General features: G+C 65.6%; 12 protein-coding genes and 1 tRNA gene. 10 read left to right on the top strand and 3 right to left on the bottom strand.

From position 1 onward, the window contains the following. Nucleotides 1-12: 12 nt before the first annotated feature. The 4 genes from murI (at nucleotide 13) to ACN0RC_RS08330 (ending at nucleotide 3,226) form a co-directional block, all read left to right on the top strand. Entirely contained in the window at nucleotides 13-900 is an 888-nt protein-coding gene (murI, locus tag ACN0RC_RS08345; RefSeq protein ID WP_417510673.1) for a glutamate racemase, read from the top strand. Further along, complete coding sequence (gene rph / locus ACN0RC_RS08340; RefSeq protein WP_417510671.1) at nucleotides 893-1,630, top strand: ribonuclease PH; 738 nt, start codon at nucleotides 893-895, stop codon at nucleotides 1,628-1,630. Before murI ends, rph begins: the two co-directional genes overlap by 8 nt. A 2-nt stretch (nucleotides 1,631-1,632) precedes the next feature. Then, the gene (gene rdgB, locus ACN0RC_RS08335; RefSeq protein ID WP_417510670.1) at nucleotides 1,633-2,226 is read left to right on the top strand and encodes an RdgB/HAM1 family non-canonical purine NTP pyrophosphatase; all 594 of its coding nucleotides are present in this window, start codon (nucleotides 1,633-1,635) and stop codon (nucleotides 2,224-2,226) included. An 88-nt stretch (nucleotides 2,227-2,314) separates the two neighbouring features. Then, a complete protein-coding gene (locus tag ACN0RC_RS08330) occupies nucleotides 2,315-3,226 on the top strand; it encodes a cation diffusion facilitator family transporter (RefSeq protein WP_417510668.1) in 912 nt (303 codons plus the stop codon). 6 nt (nucleotides 3,227-3,232) lie between these two features. Here ACN0RC_RS08330 and ACN0RC_RS08325 read toward each other — a convergent pair whose 3' ends face one another. Then, a complete protein-coding gene (locus ACN0RC_RS08325; protein WP_417510666.1) occupies nucleotides 3,233-5,578 on the bottom strand; it encodes an ATP-dependent DNA ligase in 2,346 nt (781 codons plus the stop codon). A gap of 60 nt (nucleotides 5,579-5,638) precedes the next feature. Between ACN0RC_RS08325 and ACN0RC_RS08320 the strand changes: the two genes are divergently transcribed. After that, entirely contained in the window at nucleotides 5,639-6,445 is an 807-nt protein-coding gene (locus ACN0RC_RS08320) for a Ku protein (RefSeq protein ID WP_417510664.1), read from the top strand. A 15-nt stretch (nucleotides 6,446-6,460) separates the two neighbouring features. Here ACN0RC_RS08320 and ACN0RC_RS08315 read toward each other — a convergent pair whose 3' ends face one another. Continuing rightward, a complete protein-coding gene (locus ACN0RC_RS08315; protein WP_417510662.1) occupies nucleotides 6,461-7,219 on the bottom strand; it encodes a DedA family protein in 759 nt (252 codons plus the stop codon). Between the two features lies 1 nt (nucleotide 7,220). Then, nucleotides 7,221-7,302: transfer RNA gene (locus tag ACN0RC_RS08310), tRNA-Leu, on the bottom strand. A gap of 235 nt (nucleotides 7,303-7,537) precedes the next feature. On the opposite strand from ACN0RC_RS08310, the gene phnD reads away from it, so the two are divergent. The 5 genes from phnD to ACN0RC_RS08285 are packed head-to-tail and all read left to right on the top strand — an operon-like array spanning nucleotide 7,538 to nucleotide 13,231. After that, on the top strand, nucleotides 7,538-8,527 hold the full coding sequence (gene phnD, locus ACN0RC_RS08305) for a phosphate/phosphite/phosphonate ABC transporter substrate-binding protein (RefSeq protein ID WP_417510660.1): 990 nt from the start codon (nucleotides 7,538-7,540) through the stop codon (nucleotides 8,525-8,527). An 18-nt stretch (nucleotides 8,528-8,545) separates the two neighbouring features. Continuing rightward, a complete protein-coding gene (gene phnC / locus ACN0RC_RS08300; protein WP_417510658.1) occupies nucleotides 8,546-9,349 on the top strand; it encodes a phosphonate ABC transporter ATP-binding protein in 804 nt (267 codons plus the stop codon). Further along, nucleotides 9,346-10,980, top strand: coding sequence for a phosphonate ABC transporter, permease protein PhnE (gene phnE / locus ACN0RC_RS08295; protein ID WP_417510656.1), 1,635 nt, complete (start codon nucleotides 9,346-9,348; stop codon nucleotides 10,978-10,980). The genes phnC and phnE overlap by 4 nt, the downstream gene beginning before the upstream one ends. After that, nucleotides 10,981-12,228, top strand: a complete 1,248-nt coding sequence (locus tag ACN0RC_RS08290) for a cytochrome P450 (RefSeq protein ID WP_417510654.1) — start codon at nucleotides 10,981-10,983, stop codon at nucleotides 12,226-12,228. Nucleotides 12,229-12,265: 37 nt separating this feature from the next. Beyond that, nucleotides 12,266-13,231 (top strand): PaaX family transcriptional regulator C-terminal domain-containing protein, encoded by a 966-nt coding sequence (locus ACN0RC_RS08285; RefSeq protein WP_417510652.1) that lies wholly within the window; start codon nucleotides 12,266-12,268, stop codon nucleotides 13,229-13,231. The last annotated feature ends 51 nt before the right edge of the window (nucleotides 13,232-13,282 follow it).

The following is a 13,282-nucleotide window of genomic DNA, read 5'->3' as shown; positions in this document are numbered from 1 at the left end:
GGCTGGTGAGTCATGAACGCGGCACCGATCGGCATCTTCGACTCCGGTGTCGGAGGTCTCACCGTGGCACGGGCGATCCGAGCTCAGCTCCCACGCGAATCCTTCGTCTACATCGGCGACACTCTGCATTCGCCGTACGGGCCCAAGGCGATCGCAGATGTGCGTCGCTATTCGCTCGAGGTGCTCGACACTCTTGTCGACCAGGGCGTGAAGATGCTCGTGATCGCCTGCAACACGGCATCCTCTGCCATGCTGCGCGACGCGCGCGAGCGCTATGACGTCCCCGTCGTCGAGGTCATCGGGCCCGCCGTGCGCCGTGCGGTCTCGACCACGCGCAACGGCCGGATCGGCGTGATCGGAACCGTCGGCACGATCGCCTCACGCGCGTATCAAGACATGCTCGAGGTCAATCCGCAGCTCGAGATCTTCACCGCGGCCTGCCCGCGATTCGTCGAGTTCGTCGAGGCGGGAGTCACCGACACCGCCGAGGTGATCGCGGTTGCCGAGGAGTATCTCGCTCCGCTTCGCGAGGCTGGTGTCGACACGCTCGTGCTCGGATGCACCCACTATCCGTTCCTGCGGGGTGCGATCAGTTATGTGATGGGCGACGGCGTGGCGCTGGTCGCAAGCGACGATGAGACCGCCGGTGACGTCTACCGCCAGCTCGTGCGTGGCGATCTGCTCGCGCCGCACCAGGCCACGGCGACCTACAAGTATGAGGCGACGGGAGAATCCACCGCGGAGTTCACCGCGCTTGCGAACCGTCTCATGGGTGCGGAAGTGCGCGATGTGCAGCATGTCCAGACCGGCGTGATCACACTTCCTGACCTCTCTGAGCTGGCCGAACTCTCTGAACCGGCACAGGCCGGTGCTACCGACCCGAAGGAAACTCATGTCTGACATCGTCCGCGCGGATGGCCGCTCCACCGACCAGCTCCGCGAGATCACCATCGAGCGCGGCTGGAGCGCGAACGCTGAGGGCTCCGCGCTGATCAGCTTCGGTGGCACGAAGGTGCTCTGTACGGCGTCGTTCACCAACGGCGTCCCGCGCTGGCTGACCGGCAAGGGCAAGGGCTGGGTCACCGCCGAGTATGCGATGCTGCCGCGGGCCACCAACAGCCGCAACGATCGCGAGAGCGTCAAGGGCAAGATCGGGGGACGCACGCACGAGATCTCGCGTCTGATCGGCCGCGCGCTGCGCGCCGTCGTCGACACCAAGGCTCTGGGTGAGAACACGATCGTCATTGACTGCGATGTGCTGCAGGCCGACGGCGGAACCCGTACCGCAGCGATCACCGGCGCATACGTCGCGCTCGCCGATGCGATCGAGTGGGGCCGCAACAAGAAGTTCATCGGAAAGAACTCCACCGTGCTGATCGACTCGGTCGCCGCGGTGTCGGTCGGCATCATCGATGGCGTGCCGATGCTCGATCTGCCCTACGTCGAAGACGTGCGTGCAGAGACCGACATGAACATCGTGGTCACCGGTCGCGGTCTGTTCGTCGAGGTGCAGGGCACCGCCGAAGGCGCGCCCTTCGATAAGCGCGAGCTCGACGCTCTTCTCGAGCTCGGCGTCGCGGGTTGCGAGACGCTGAAGCAGCACCAGCTCGCAGCGCTCGCAGGCGAGTGAGCATGAAGGTCGTCCTCGCCACGCACAATGCCCACAAGGTCTCCGAGTTTCAGCAGATCGTCGCGATGACGCGTCCCGACCTCGAGGTTGTGGCCTATGAAGGCCCCGAGCCGGTCGAAGACGGCGTCACCTTCGCAGAGAACGCGCTCATCAAAGCGCGCGCCGCGGCGGCCCACACCGGTCTTGCCGCATTCGCTGATGATTCCGGCGTCTGTGTCGATGTGCTGGGCGGGTCGCCAGGGATCTTCTCGGCGTACTGGGCCGGGCAGAAGAAGGATGCCGCGGCGAATCTCGCGCTGCTGCTCGATCAGCTCGCCGATATCGCAGACCCGCACCGCACCGCACAGTTCATCTCGACGATCGCACTTGTGACCCCGTCGGGTGCCGAGCACACGGTCGAAGGCGTGTGGCCAGGGCGCCTCGCTACGACTCCTGCGGGCGAGAACGGCTTCGGCTACGACCCGATCTTCATCCCAGATGGGCAGCCAGCCGGTGCCGAGCGCACCTCGGCCGAGTTCTCGAACGAGGAGAAGCAGTCGCAGTCGCACCGTGCTCGGGCGTTCGAGGCGTTCGTGCCGTTGCTGAAGACGCTGTAAGCGGCGGCGAAGCGCTACTGAGAATCGTTACCCTTCCCGACTAGGAGAAATGGCCTCTGAGCGCAGATTTCCCTCGTAGCCTGGAGGTATGCACGATCACGCGCCGGGGATACGAGGGGCCAGTAACCGCCGGCTTCTGACGATCTCGTTGTGCCTCACTGCAGTGGTGATGCTCGTCCAGGTCGCGGGCGCGATTCTCACCGGATCACTCGCGTTGCTGGCGGACGCCGCGCACATGTTCACGGATGCCTCGGCGCTCGTCATCGCTCTCATCGCGAGCACTGTCGCCGCTCGCCCTGCCGATGACCGCCGCACGTTCGGGTATCAGCGCGCTGAGGTGCTCGGCGCCTTGGTCAACGCGGTGATCCTCATCGTGCTGTCGCTCAGCGTCGGCATCGAGGGCGTCCGGCGTCTCGTCGAGCCTGCGACCACCGAGGTCGCTGGACCGCTGATGCTCGTCGTCGCTGTGATCGGGCTGCTGGCCAACATGATCGCGATGTGGCTGCTCAGCTCAGCGCAGAAGACCAGCATCAACGTCCGCGGCGCATATCTCGAAGTGCTCGGCGACATGATCGGTTCGGCGGCTGTCATCGTCGCCGCGATCATCATCGTGACGACAGGATGGATGCCGGCGGATGCCATCGCCTCGCTGTTCATCGCCGTCATGATCATCCCGCGCGCCATCACGCTCCTGCGGGAGGTGTTCTCGGTGCTTGCGGAGTCCGCGCCCAAAGACACCCACGTCAGCGAGATCCGTGATCACCTGCTCGGCTTCGATGGCGTCACCAGCGTGCATGACGTGCACGTATGGCAGCTAACCCGTGGTGCGCCCGTGTTCACTGCCCACGTCGGGGTGGATCCGGGGGTGTTCGCCGAGGGCAGGGCAGGGGAGCTGCTGGAGCAGCTCCAAGGCTGTCTTTCCGATCACTTCGACGTCGCGCACTCCACCTTCCAACTCGAGCCCGATGGGCAAGCGGAATGCACCGATTCGCACGCCTGAGGGTGCTCACTCCTTGACGATGTCGGCCACGTTCTTGTCGGGGCGCAGGCCCCGCCATCGTGCGTGGCGGAGCGATCCCTCCGATGTCCAGCCGGCGAACTCGACTTCGCCCACGAGCTCCGGCCGTACCCACAGTGCATCGCGCGCATCGGGCGCGGGGACACCCTCCAAAGGGTTCTGATCCGTGCGCAGCGGGGTGAGACGCGTGAGCAGATCGCGCAGCATCCGATCATCAAAGCCCGAGCCGACCCTGCCGACGTAGCGGAGAGTGCCATCCGTTTCCGGAACGCCCAGCAGCAGGGATCCGAACGTCCCTGCGCGATTGCCGTTACCGGGGCGGATACCGGCGATCGCGACTTCTTGCATCCGAGTGTGCTTGAGTTTCAGCCAGTCACCAGAGCGGATGCCGGGGTGATACTTCGATCCGGATGCTTTCACCACGACGCCCTCGAGCTCCAGCTCGCGGCTGGTCTGCATCGCGGCATCCAGATCGTCGAAGACGGGAGGCACGATGATCGGGCCTTCGGCGCTCTCAGCGAGGGTCTCGAGCAGGGCGCGGCGGTTGCGCAGCGGAACGCCGGTGAGGTCGTGCCCGTCGAGACGCATCAGATCGAACAGGTAATACGCGATCGGCGTACGCACCACCTCACGCTCGATCTCGCGCGCCTTCGTGAGATGCATGCGTCGCTGGAGGAGTCCGAAGCTCGGTCGTCCAGAGGCATCCAGTGCGACGATCTCACCATCGATGACCGCATCGCTCGAGGCGAAGTACGGCGCGCCATCAGCGGTGAGCTCGGGGTAGCGCTCAGTGATATCGGTGCCGCTGCGGGCATGCAGGCGCAGACGACCGTCTTGCCAGGTGCCCACGGCGCGGATGCCGTCCCATTTGATCTCGCTCCACGGGTCCGCCAGCGAGCGGGCAAGACCCGAGGTGCCCGATTCGGCGAGCATCGGGCGGATCAGTCCGGACGCGCCGGAGGGGGCAGGGTCCTTCATCCGGTGCAGCAGCCACGATGACTTCTCACCCGAACCATCCGTGCGGATTAGAGCGAGCCGCGCACGGCCGAGAGGGCCCGACCCCGTGAACGTCCCGATGACCTCGTCATCGCGCCATTTCTCGAGCTCGACCGTCCCGGTGTCCCAGATGGTCATGGTTCCGGCGCCGTACTCGCCGCGGGGGATCTCGCCGTGGAAGGTCAGGTACTCGAGCGGATGCGGCTCGGTCATCACCGCCAGGCGGTTGCGAGCGGGGGACTCCGGGACGCCCTTGGGGACCGCCCAGCTCACCAGCACCCCGTCGCGCTCGATGCGCAGATCGAAATGGGTCGCCCGCGCGTGATGCTCCTGGATGACGAAGCGGGGGAGCGACCCTGCGGCAGCGACACCGGTGCGCTCCGGTACGGGCTCGGGGGTGCGCGCGGCATTGCGCTTCGCCCGGTAAGGGCCGAGAGCGGCATCCGCGGGCGAGGGCCAGGTTCCCTCGAAAGGATCGATGCCCGCTTCGACGCGCGCGATGACCTCGTCGAAGCGGAGCTGACGCAGCTCAGGATCGTCGAGCTCATCCCATGTGCGCGGAGCAGCCGCGGTCGGAACGGCCCTGCCACGAAGAGAGTATGGCGAGATCGTGGTCTTGGAACCGTTGTTCTGGCTCCAATCGATGAAGACCTTGCCGTCGCGCACAGATTTCGACATCGTGCTGGTGGCGAGATCAGGGTGGTCTGTCTCGATCGAGCGGGCCAACTCACGGGCGAGAGCGGATGCGTGATCGCTGGTCTGGCGTCCGTCGAGATGGCAGTACAGGTGGATGCCCTTGCTGCCGCTGGTGACCGGCACCGGCTCGAGACCGATGTCTTGGAGAATGTCTCGGGCGATCCGCGCGACGTGTGCGCACAGGGCGAGGTCTGCGCCCGGGCCCGGATCGAGGTCGAGGACGAGACGGTCAGGATTCTGACGCTCCTCATTCGCTCCGAACCGCCACTGCGGCACATGCAGCTCGATGCTCGCCACCTGCGCCATCCACACGAGTGTGGGCACATCGTCGGCGAGAGGGTATTCCTTCGCACCACCCGAATGCTCTATCGGCAGCCGGCGCACCCACTCCGGCGCACCGCGCTCCAGCTGCTTCGCGAAGAATGCCTCTCCCGGAGCATCCGCAGTGCCCACCCCCTCGACCCACCGCTTGCGCGTGATCGGACGACCGGCCAGCAGTGGCAGCATCCGAGGGGCGACCTGCGTGTAGTACGCGATCACCTCGCCCTTCGTCGTGCCCGTCTCGGGGTACAGGACCTTGTCGAGGTTCGTCAGGCGCAGCCGTCTGCCGTCGACCTCGACCATCTGCGTCTCGCCTGGCATGTCGTCAGAGTAACGGCAACCCCCTGGTCAGAGGTGGAGCGAACAGTGTGTACTGGTGTCATGAGGTCGATCTGGAAGGGCGCCCTGACATTCGGGCTGGTGAACGTGCCGGTGAAGGTGTACTCCGCCACCGAGGACCATGACGTCTCTCTGCACCAGGTGCACGATGAGGACGGCGGGCGAATTCGGTACAAGCGCACGTGTGAAGTATGCGGACAAGTGATCGCGTATCAGAACATCGACCGCGCTTACGAAGACGATGGGCAGATGGTCGTGCTCACCAAGGATGATCTCGAGGCCCTCCCCGCAGAGCGCAGTCGAGAAATCGACGTCGTCGAATTCGTGCCGAGTGACCAGGTCGATCTGCTCACGCTCGATCGGGCGTACTACCTCGAGCCGGACTCGAAGTCCCCGAAAGCCTATGTGCTGCTGCGCAGGACGCTGGAGCAGACCGACCGCACCGCGATCGTCCGGTTCACGCTGCGGCAGAAGACACGGTTGGCCGCGCTTCGCGTTCGAGGGGATGTGCTCGTGCTGCAGACGCTTCTGTGGGCTGACGAGGTGCGAGAGGCCGCGTTCGAATCGCTGGAGGAGGACGTGAAGATATCGAAGAAGGAGCTCGAGCTATCCGCCAGTCTGGTGAAGAGCTATTCGAGCGACTTCGATCCCGAATCGTTCGTGGACGAGTACCAGAAGGAGCTCCGAACGCTCATCGACGCCAAGATCGAGGCCGGTGACACGTTCGATGTCGCGGAGACCTTCGCGGAAGATCAGACAGAAGGTAAGGGTGGCGAGGTCATCGACCTGATGGAGGCGCTCAAGGCCAGCGTTGAGCGATCACGTGCGAAGAAGAAGGACGCCGGTTAGTACGCGCCTTCGGTGTCAGTGCGTGCCGTCGCCGTCGAGGTCGGGTGCGCGGTCGAACACCTCGGCATCGAGCGTGAGCTCTTTCGCCTCTTCGGCATCGGTGTCGGGGTCGCCGCCTGAGGCGAGGGCCTTCTTGACCTTGTGACGCTCCGAGAAGTAGTGCCAGAGCGTGATCAGCGCTGTACCGCCGACGGCGGCGAGCAGGATGATGTCGATGTAGTCGGTGACCAGCTTCGCGATCCACGGGATGAACGCGATCAGGTAGCCGAGCATCGTCAGTCCGAAGCCCCAGAGCACGGCTCCGATGAGGTTGTACAGGCTGTACCGCTTCCACGGCATGTGGCCGACGCCGGCTGCGACCGGGGCGAACGTGCGCACGATCGGCACGAAGCGCGCGAGGATCACGGTGAGGCCGCCGAAGCGCTCGAAGAACGCATTCGTGCGCTCGACATTCTTGCGGCTGAAGAGCCCAGACTCCTTGCGCTCGAAGATCGCCGGCCCGCCCTTGTGGCCGATGAAGTAGCCGACCTCGCCTCCCAAGAACGCGGCAAGGGCGATCAGCAGCGACACGATCCAGATGTTCACGCCGAACACGTTGCTGGTGTGGGTCAGCAGGCCGGAGATCACCAGCAGCGTGTCGCCTGGCAGCAAGAAGCCGACGAGAAGACCGGTCTCTGCGAAGACGATGAAGCACACAACCAACAGAGCCCAGGGCCCGGCCGCGCCGATGATGACCTCGGGGTCCAGCCACGGAATGAGCGCAATGGGGTGCATGTGCGGAAGGCGGGACTTGAACCCGCACGCCCTAGAGCACAGGAACCTAAATCCTGCGTGTCTACCAATTTCACCACTCCCGCGCAGAGATCAGTCTAGGGGCGGGGCCGGGTATGAAAGAAGTGGGGCGTCCGTCTTTGCGGCTTGGGAGAACCCGATCAAATTGATTGACAGTTTCAACAATTGATGGTGAGATCTGTTGACCGCACAATCTTCCGTCCGATCAATGGCGAGCAATAGGCCACACTTTATGGTTCGAACGGATGAAAATATGCGGTCTGATTGACCCGACTCACTCTCGACGACAGAAAGTGCTCAATGATGCGCAAGTTTTCGCTCCTCGTCCCGCTCGCCACCCTCGCCCTCGTGCTGACGGCGTGCGGCGGCAGCCCGAACGCCAGACCCGACGAAGCTGAGGGGAGCGACGGGCCTGCCGAGCTCGTGTTCGCCGTGGTTCCCACCGACAACAGTGAGGCACTCGAAGCCTCATTCGAACCCCTCGTCGCCGCCATCGAAGAAGGCACCGGCATCCCTACGCGCATCGAGGCAGTCAGCAGCAATGCCGGTGTCATCGAAGCGCAGGCCGCCGAGCGCGTCGACATCGCGGTGTACGGCGCGTTCTCGTACTATCTCGCCACCGATGTCGCCGATATCACCCCGGTCGCGATGGATCAGCTCACCCCCGAACCCGGTTCCGGAGCCGTGAACTCGTACGGCGTCGTCGCGGCCGGGTCCGACATCACCTCGGTCGAGGATGTCGCAGGTCGCACGGTCTGCTTCACCGATCCGGCATCCACGACCGGCTACCTCGCCGCGGCGGCAGGCCTCTTGGAGGCGGGCATCGATCCAGAGACCGACATCACACCGATCTTCGCCGGCAAGCACGATGTGGCGGTCACACAGATGCTCGCCGGCGACTGCGAGGTCGCGTTCGTCGCCAGCACCTTCATCACCGACCTGTTGCCGGCTCGCGGAGTGATCGCCGAAGGTGACACCGCGACGGTGTGGGAGTCAGATGACATCCCGGGCACGCCCCTGGTCATCGGCAACTGGCTGGATGAAGAGCTCCGCACGAAGATCATCAATGCCGTCCTCCAGTACAACGCCGTGACGGGCGCTGAAGCGGGCCTGTGCGACGACGCCCAGCGCGAGGCGCCCGAGTCCTGGGGCGATGAGTATGCCGGTGCGATGGCGTGCGAGTGGGGTGGCACTGGCGCATTCGCCTTTGAAGCCGCCGAAGATTCCGACTATGACCCGATCCGCACCATCTGCGAGACGACGGAGGCAGACGTCTGCCGCCAGGACTGATCGAAAGGCTCTCTCATCATGCTCACCACTGCATCCACGCAGCCTGTCACGGGCTCTGCGCAGCCGAAGCCGAGCCTCCGTATCCAGGGCCTGCAGAAGAGTTTCGGCGCCAAGGCGGTCCTGCATGGCATTGATCTGGAGGTCTCACCAGGGCAGTTCGTCGCCCTGGTGGGGCCCTCTGGGGCGGGTAAATCCACCCTGCTGCGGCTGATCAACGGCAGTCACCGCCCTACCGGGGGTTCGGTGACCGTGCTCGGGATCGATCCGGCGTCGTGCAGTCGACGCGAGCTGCAGCGGCTTCGCTCTCGTGTCGGGTTCGTCTTTCAGCAGTTCGGTCTCGTCGGACGGCTCTCCGCGCTCGAGAACGTGCTGATGGGAGCGCTCGGAACGCTGAGGATGCCGCGCTATGGTGTGGCGAGCTACCCCCGCGCACTGCGGGAAAGGGCCGCGGCACAGCTGGAGCGCGTCGGTCTCGCCGACCAGCGCTTCCAGCGCTGCGACACGCTCTCCGGAGGGCAGCAGCAGCGCGTGGCGATCGCGCGCACGCTGATGCAGGAAGCCGAGATCGTCCTGGCGGATGAGCCGGTCGCCTCGCTGGATCCCACTGCGAGCCTCTCGGTCCTCGCGATGCTTCGACAGCTCAGCGCGGAGGACGGCTTCACCGTGATCTGCTCGCTGCACCAGGTCGATCTCGCACTCCAGATCAGTGATCGTATCGTTGCCGTCCGGGATGGAGCGATCATCCTCGATGCGCCGACGGCTCGGACCACCGAGGAGGAGTTGCGCTCCGTGTACCGCATGGCGGGGGCATCGGACGCATGACCAAGCTCCTCGATCGTCCGCGCACACGCCAGGCTGAACGGGAGGCGCCGCCCGCGGCACCCCGCGTCAGCACGTGGGCGATCCCGCTCGCCTACCTCGCCATCACCGCATTCGGCGTGTGGTGGATCGACATCCGCCCTGCCGCGCTCGCGTCGGGATTCGGTGACATCGCCCGTCTGCTGGAACGGATGCTTCCTCCTGAGACGGGAGACGTGCCGAATCTGCTCTCGAGCGCACTCGAGACACTGTGGATCGCGATCGCCGGAACCGGAGTCGCCACCGTGATCTCGGTGTTCTTCGCCGCAGCATCCGCGCGCACCTTCACCGGACCTCGCATCGTGCAGTGGGCCGCGCGCGCGGTCATCGTCGTGACGAGAGCCGTGCCGTCTCTGGTTTTCGCTCTCATCTTCGTACGCATCTTCGGCCTCGGTCCACTGGCGGGCGGACTCGCGATCGCCGTGCACTCGGTCGGCATGATCGGCAAGATGATGGCAGACGCCTTCGAGGAGCTCGAGCCCGGACCACGCAACGCGATCGCGGCTGTCGGAGCCGGACGCATGCAGAACTTCGTCGCCACGACCCTGAGTCGTGCGCTGCCGGCGATCACGTCGCTCGTGCTCTACCGGCTGGACATCAACATCCGCGCGTCGGCGGTGCTCGGCGTTGTCGGCGCCGGCGGCATCGGAGTGGCGCTGCAGACCGCGATCGGCTCGCTGCACTATCAGCGTGCGGCCGGGATCATCCTTGTGATCGTCGGGATGCTGCTGATCCTCGAGCTGGTGGCCTACCTCGTGCAGCGCTCGGTCGCCGAGCACGCAGAGACAGGCACGGCCACCGAACTCTACGGCCGTGGGCGGGACCTGGCGACGCCAGGGTGGAACCGCGGCAGGGCGACCCGACTCACCGGCGCGCTGGGCGCGGGTGCGCTGTTCGCCTACTCGCTCACGCAACTCGGCTTCAACCCCGCGCGGCTTGTCAGGGCTGCAGAGAACACCCTCGCGCTCCTGGGCGGCTTCTTCCCGCCGGTCATCACGATGGATGTGCTCGGCGGTGTGTTCGAGAGCGTCGTGATGGCGCTCACGGCGACGACCTTCGGTGTGGTCATCGGGCTTCTCATCGCCGTGCTCTCGACGAACGTGCTCATCAGGTTCGCGCCACTCTCTTTCCTGCTGCGGGCGTTTGTCGTGCTGGTCCGCGGCGTGCCCGACATCATCTACGCGCTCGTGTTCGTCGCAGCCTTGGGTCTCGGGCCATTCGCCGGGTTTCTCGCGCTGGCTATCTCGTCCACTGCGCTCGCCGCGAAGTTCTTCACGGATTCGCTGCAGACCGTGGACCCCGCGCCGCTGCGAGCGCTGGAGGCGACCGGAGCGAATCGGCTTCAGGTCTTCGTCAGCGGCGTGTGGCCGCAGTTCGTGCCGAGCTTCATCGCCAACAGCCTGTTCACTTCGGATCTGTCGCTGCGCGAATCCGCGGTTCTCGGCATCGTCGGGGCGGGCGGCATCGGCTTCCTGCTCGACGAGTCGATCGCATCACTTGACTACCAGACGACAGCGGGGATCCTCGTGTGCCTCGTGGTGGTCGTCGTCGCGCTCGAGTTCCTCGCGCGCTGGGCACGGAAGAGGGTGATCTGAATGGGCGGTTGTCCGTTCCTGAACGCGGCGGAGTCAGCCGACGGCGTGGATGAGCGATCCCGCGAGCAGCGCGGCTCGGAGTGGGCGCCCGCCATGGAGGAGAGTTTCGGCAGCGCGCACGCTGACTATGCTGCACTGCGCGCCGCGAATCCGTTCCCGTGGAGTGAGGAATTTGGCGGCTTCTGGGCCGCGACAACATATGACGACATCGTGCGAATCGCTCAGGATCATGAGCTCTTCATCACGTCGGTGCAGAATGTCGTGCCGCATGTCCCGCGCAGCTCCCGGCGTCCGCCGCTGCACTTCGACCCGCCCGAGCACACCGCGTATCGGGAGGCGATCGACCCGGTGCTGCGTCGCGGTGTGGTGCGAAAGCGGGAGGCGGCCTTCCGTGCCAGCGCGGTCGGGCTCGTCGACGAGATGCTGGCAGGGGAGTCTCCCGATGCTGTACGGGATTTCGCTGCCCCCTTCGTGATGGACTGCTTCGCTGCGTTCCTCGGTGTGCCATCGACGCTGACTCGCCGCATCCGCGAGGTCGGCGTGCGTTACGCGTTCGCGATTCAGGACATGGATGACGAGGTCATCGCAGAGTGCAGCGCGCAGCTGTACGAGATCGCGGAGCGCGTGTATGCAGACCGCCTCGCCGAGGACCCTGATCCATCGCGCGACCTTGTCGCGAGCCTGGAGACAGCGGTGCAGGACCCGGCCAACCACATCACTCGCACAACGGCGGTCGCCACTGTGCGTCAGATGATCGTCGCCGGTATGGGGGCACCGCAGGCGGCGCTCGGCAGCTGTCTCGTGCACCTCGCGCAGGATCAGGACCTGCAGCAGCGCCTTCGCAGCCACCCTGAAGACCTGCCGACGGCGATCGAGGAGTTCCTCCGATTGCATGCCCCGTACCGCGTATTCGCGCGGACAGCGGCGCGCGACACGACGCTGCACGGCCGTCTGGTGCGAGAAGGAGAGCCGATCGCGCTGCTGTTCCCCTCCGCCAATCGGGATGCCGCCGTGTTCGACGATCCAGACGAGTTCGTGCTGGGGCGAGCGGGAAACTCCCACCTCGCATTCGGCCGTGGCGCGCACAAGTGCCCCGCCGCCACGATGGGGCGCCTCGAGCTGCTCGTGGCGCTGCAGACGGTGCTCGAGCGCACCGAGAGCTTCGAGCTGGCAGGAGAGGTCGAGATGATGAACTGGCTCGAGTACGGACCGCGCAGCGCGCCGCTGGTGCTCCACCCGGCGCGGTAACCGCCGAACCGAGGCGGCGCGGTGACAGAATCAGCTCATGTCGGCACCAGGGACGGTTCTGCCGCGCTACCAACGCGGGGCACGCTCGCAGCAGCTTCTTTCGGTGCTCCTCGGCGATTACTGGTTCGCGCAGGACGAGTCGATTCCGTCGGCTGCTCTCGTCGAACTGCTGAGCGTCTTCGGCGTCTCTGGGGCCGGAGCACGTGGCGCGATCCAACGCTTGGCTCAGCGCGGGTTCCTGATTGGAACGAGATCTGGTCGGCACACGGACTACGCGGTGGCGCCGATGACTCGGGACATCATCGACTCCCATGTGCAGGTGCTCTTCCTCAGCCATAGGCCGCAGCCGTGGGACGGCTCGTGGACGCTGTTGGCGTACTCGGTTCCGGAGGACGCGGCAGCAGTGCGGCGCACGCTGCGCGATCGGCTGCGGCAGCTCCGCTTCGGGGCGCTGTACGACGGGCTGTGGCTGCGCCCCGGCGATGCAGGGGAGCAGGTCGCGTCAGAGCTGGCGGCGCTGCCGGAGGCTCTGCATCCTTCTCAGTTGACCGTATTCACCAAAGCACGACTGCCCTCGGGTGCGGGGCACGAGGCGGTAGCGGAGGCCTTCCAGCTGCGTGAGCACGCATCTGGCTATCGCGCGTTCCTCGCCCGCTGGGAGCCTTTGGCGACGATGCTGGACGGCGGCTCGGTGGAAACGGTGCTCGACACGCTGTGGGGCACTGGCGAGTCTGCCGGGGACGAGGTCCTCCGGGTGCGCACCTCGATCATGACGGATTGGCGAATGCTTCGCCGCAGCGATCCGCAACTGCCAGACGAACTATTGGGGCCGGACTATCCGCTGCACCGCGCTGTTGCGGTGTGCTCCACCGTCTATGACTCGCTCGGCCCGGCGGCCGAATCGACTGTCCGGCGCATCCTCCGCCGCTACCGCGGAGATCTCGCCAGCCAGGTCACCCATCACACCTTTGCGGCAGCGACGTCGCTGCTGACCGAAGGATGAGACGAACTCCTCTCTCTGTGGATAACTTTCGAGGCCACCCGCCGATCTTTG

Source organism: Microbacterium sp. (genome assembly GCF_048259935.1).
Lineage (GTDB): Bacteria > Actinomycetota > Actinomycetes > Actinomycetales > Microbacteriaceae > Microbacterium.
This window is presented reverse-complemented; position numbering and strand designations above follow the sequence as displayed.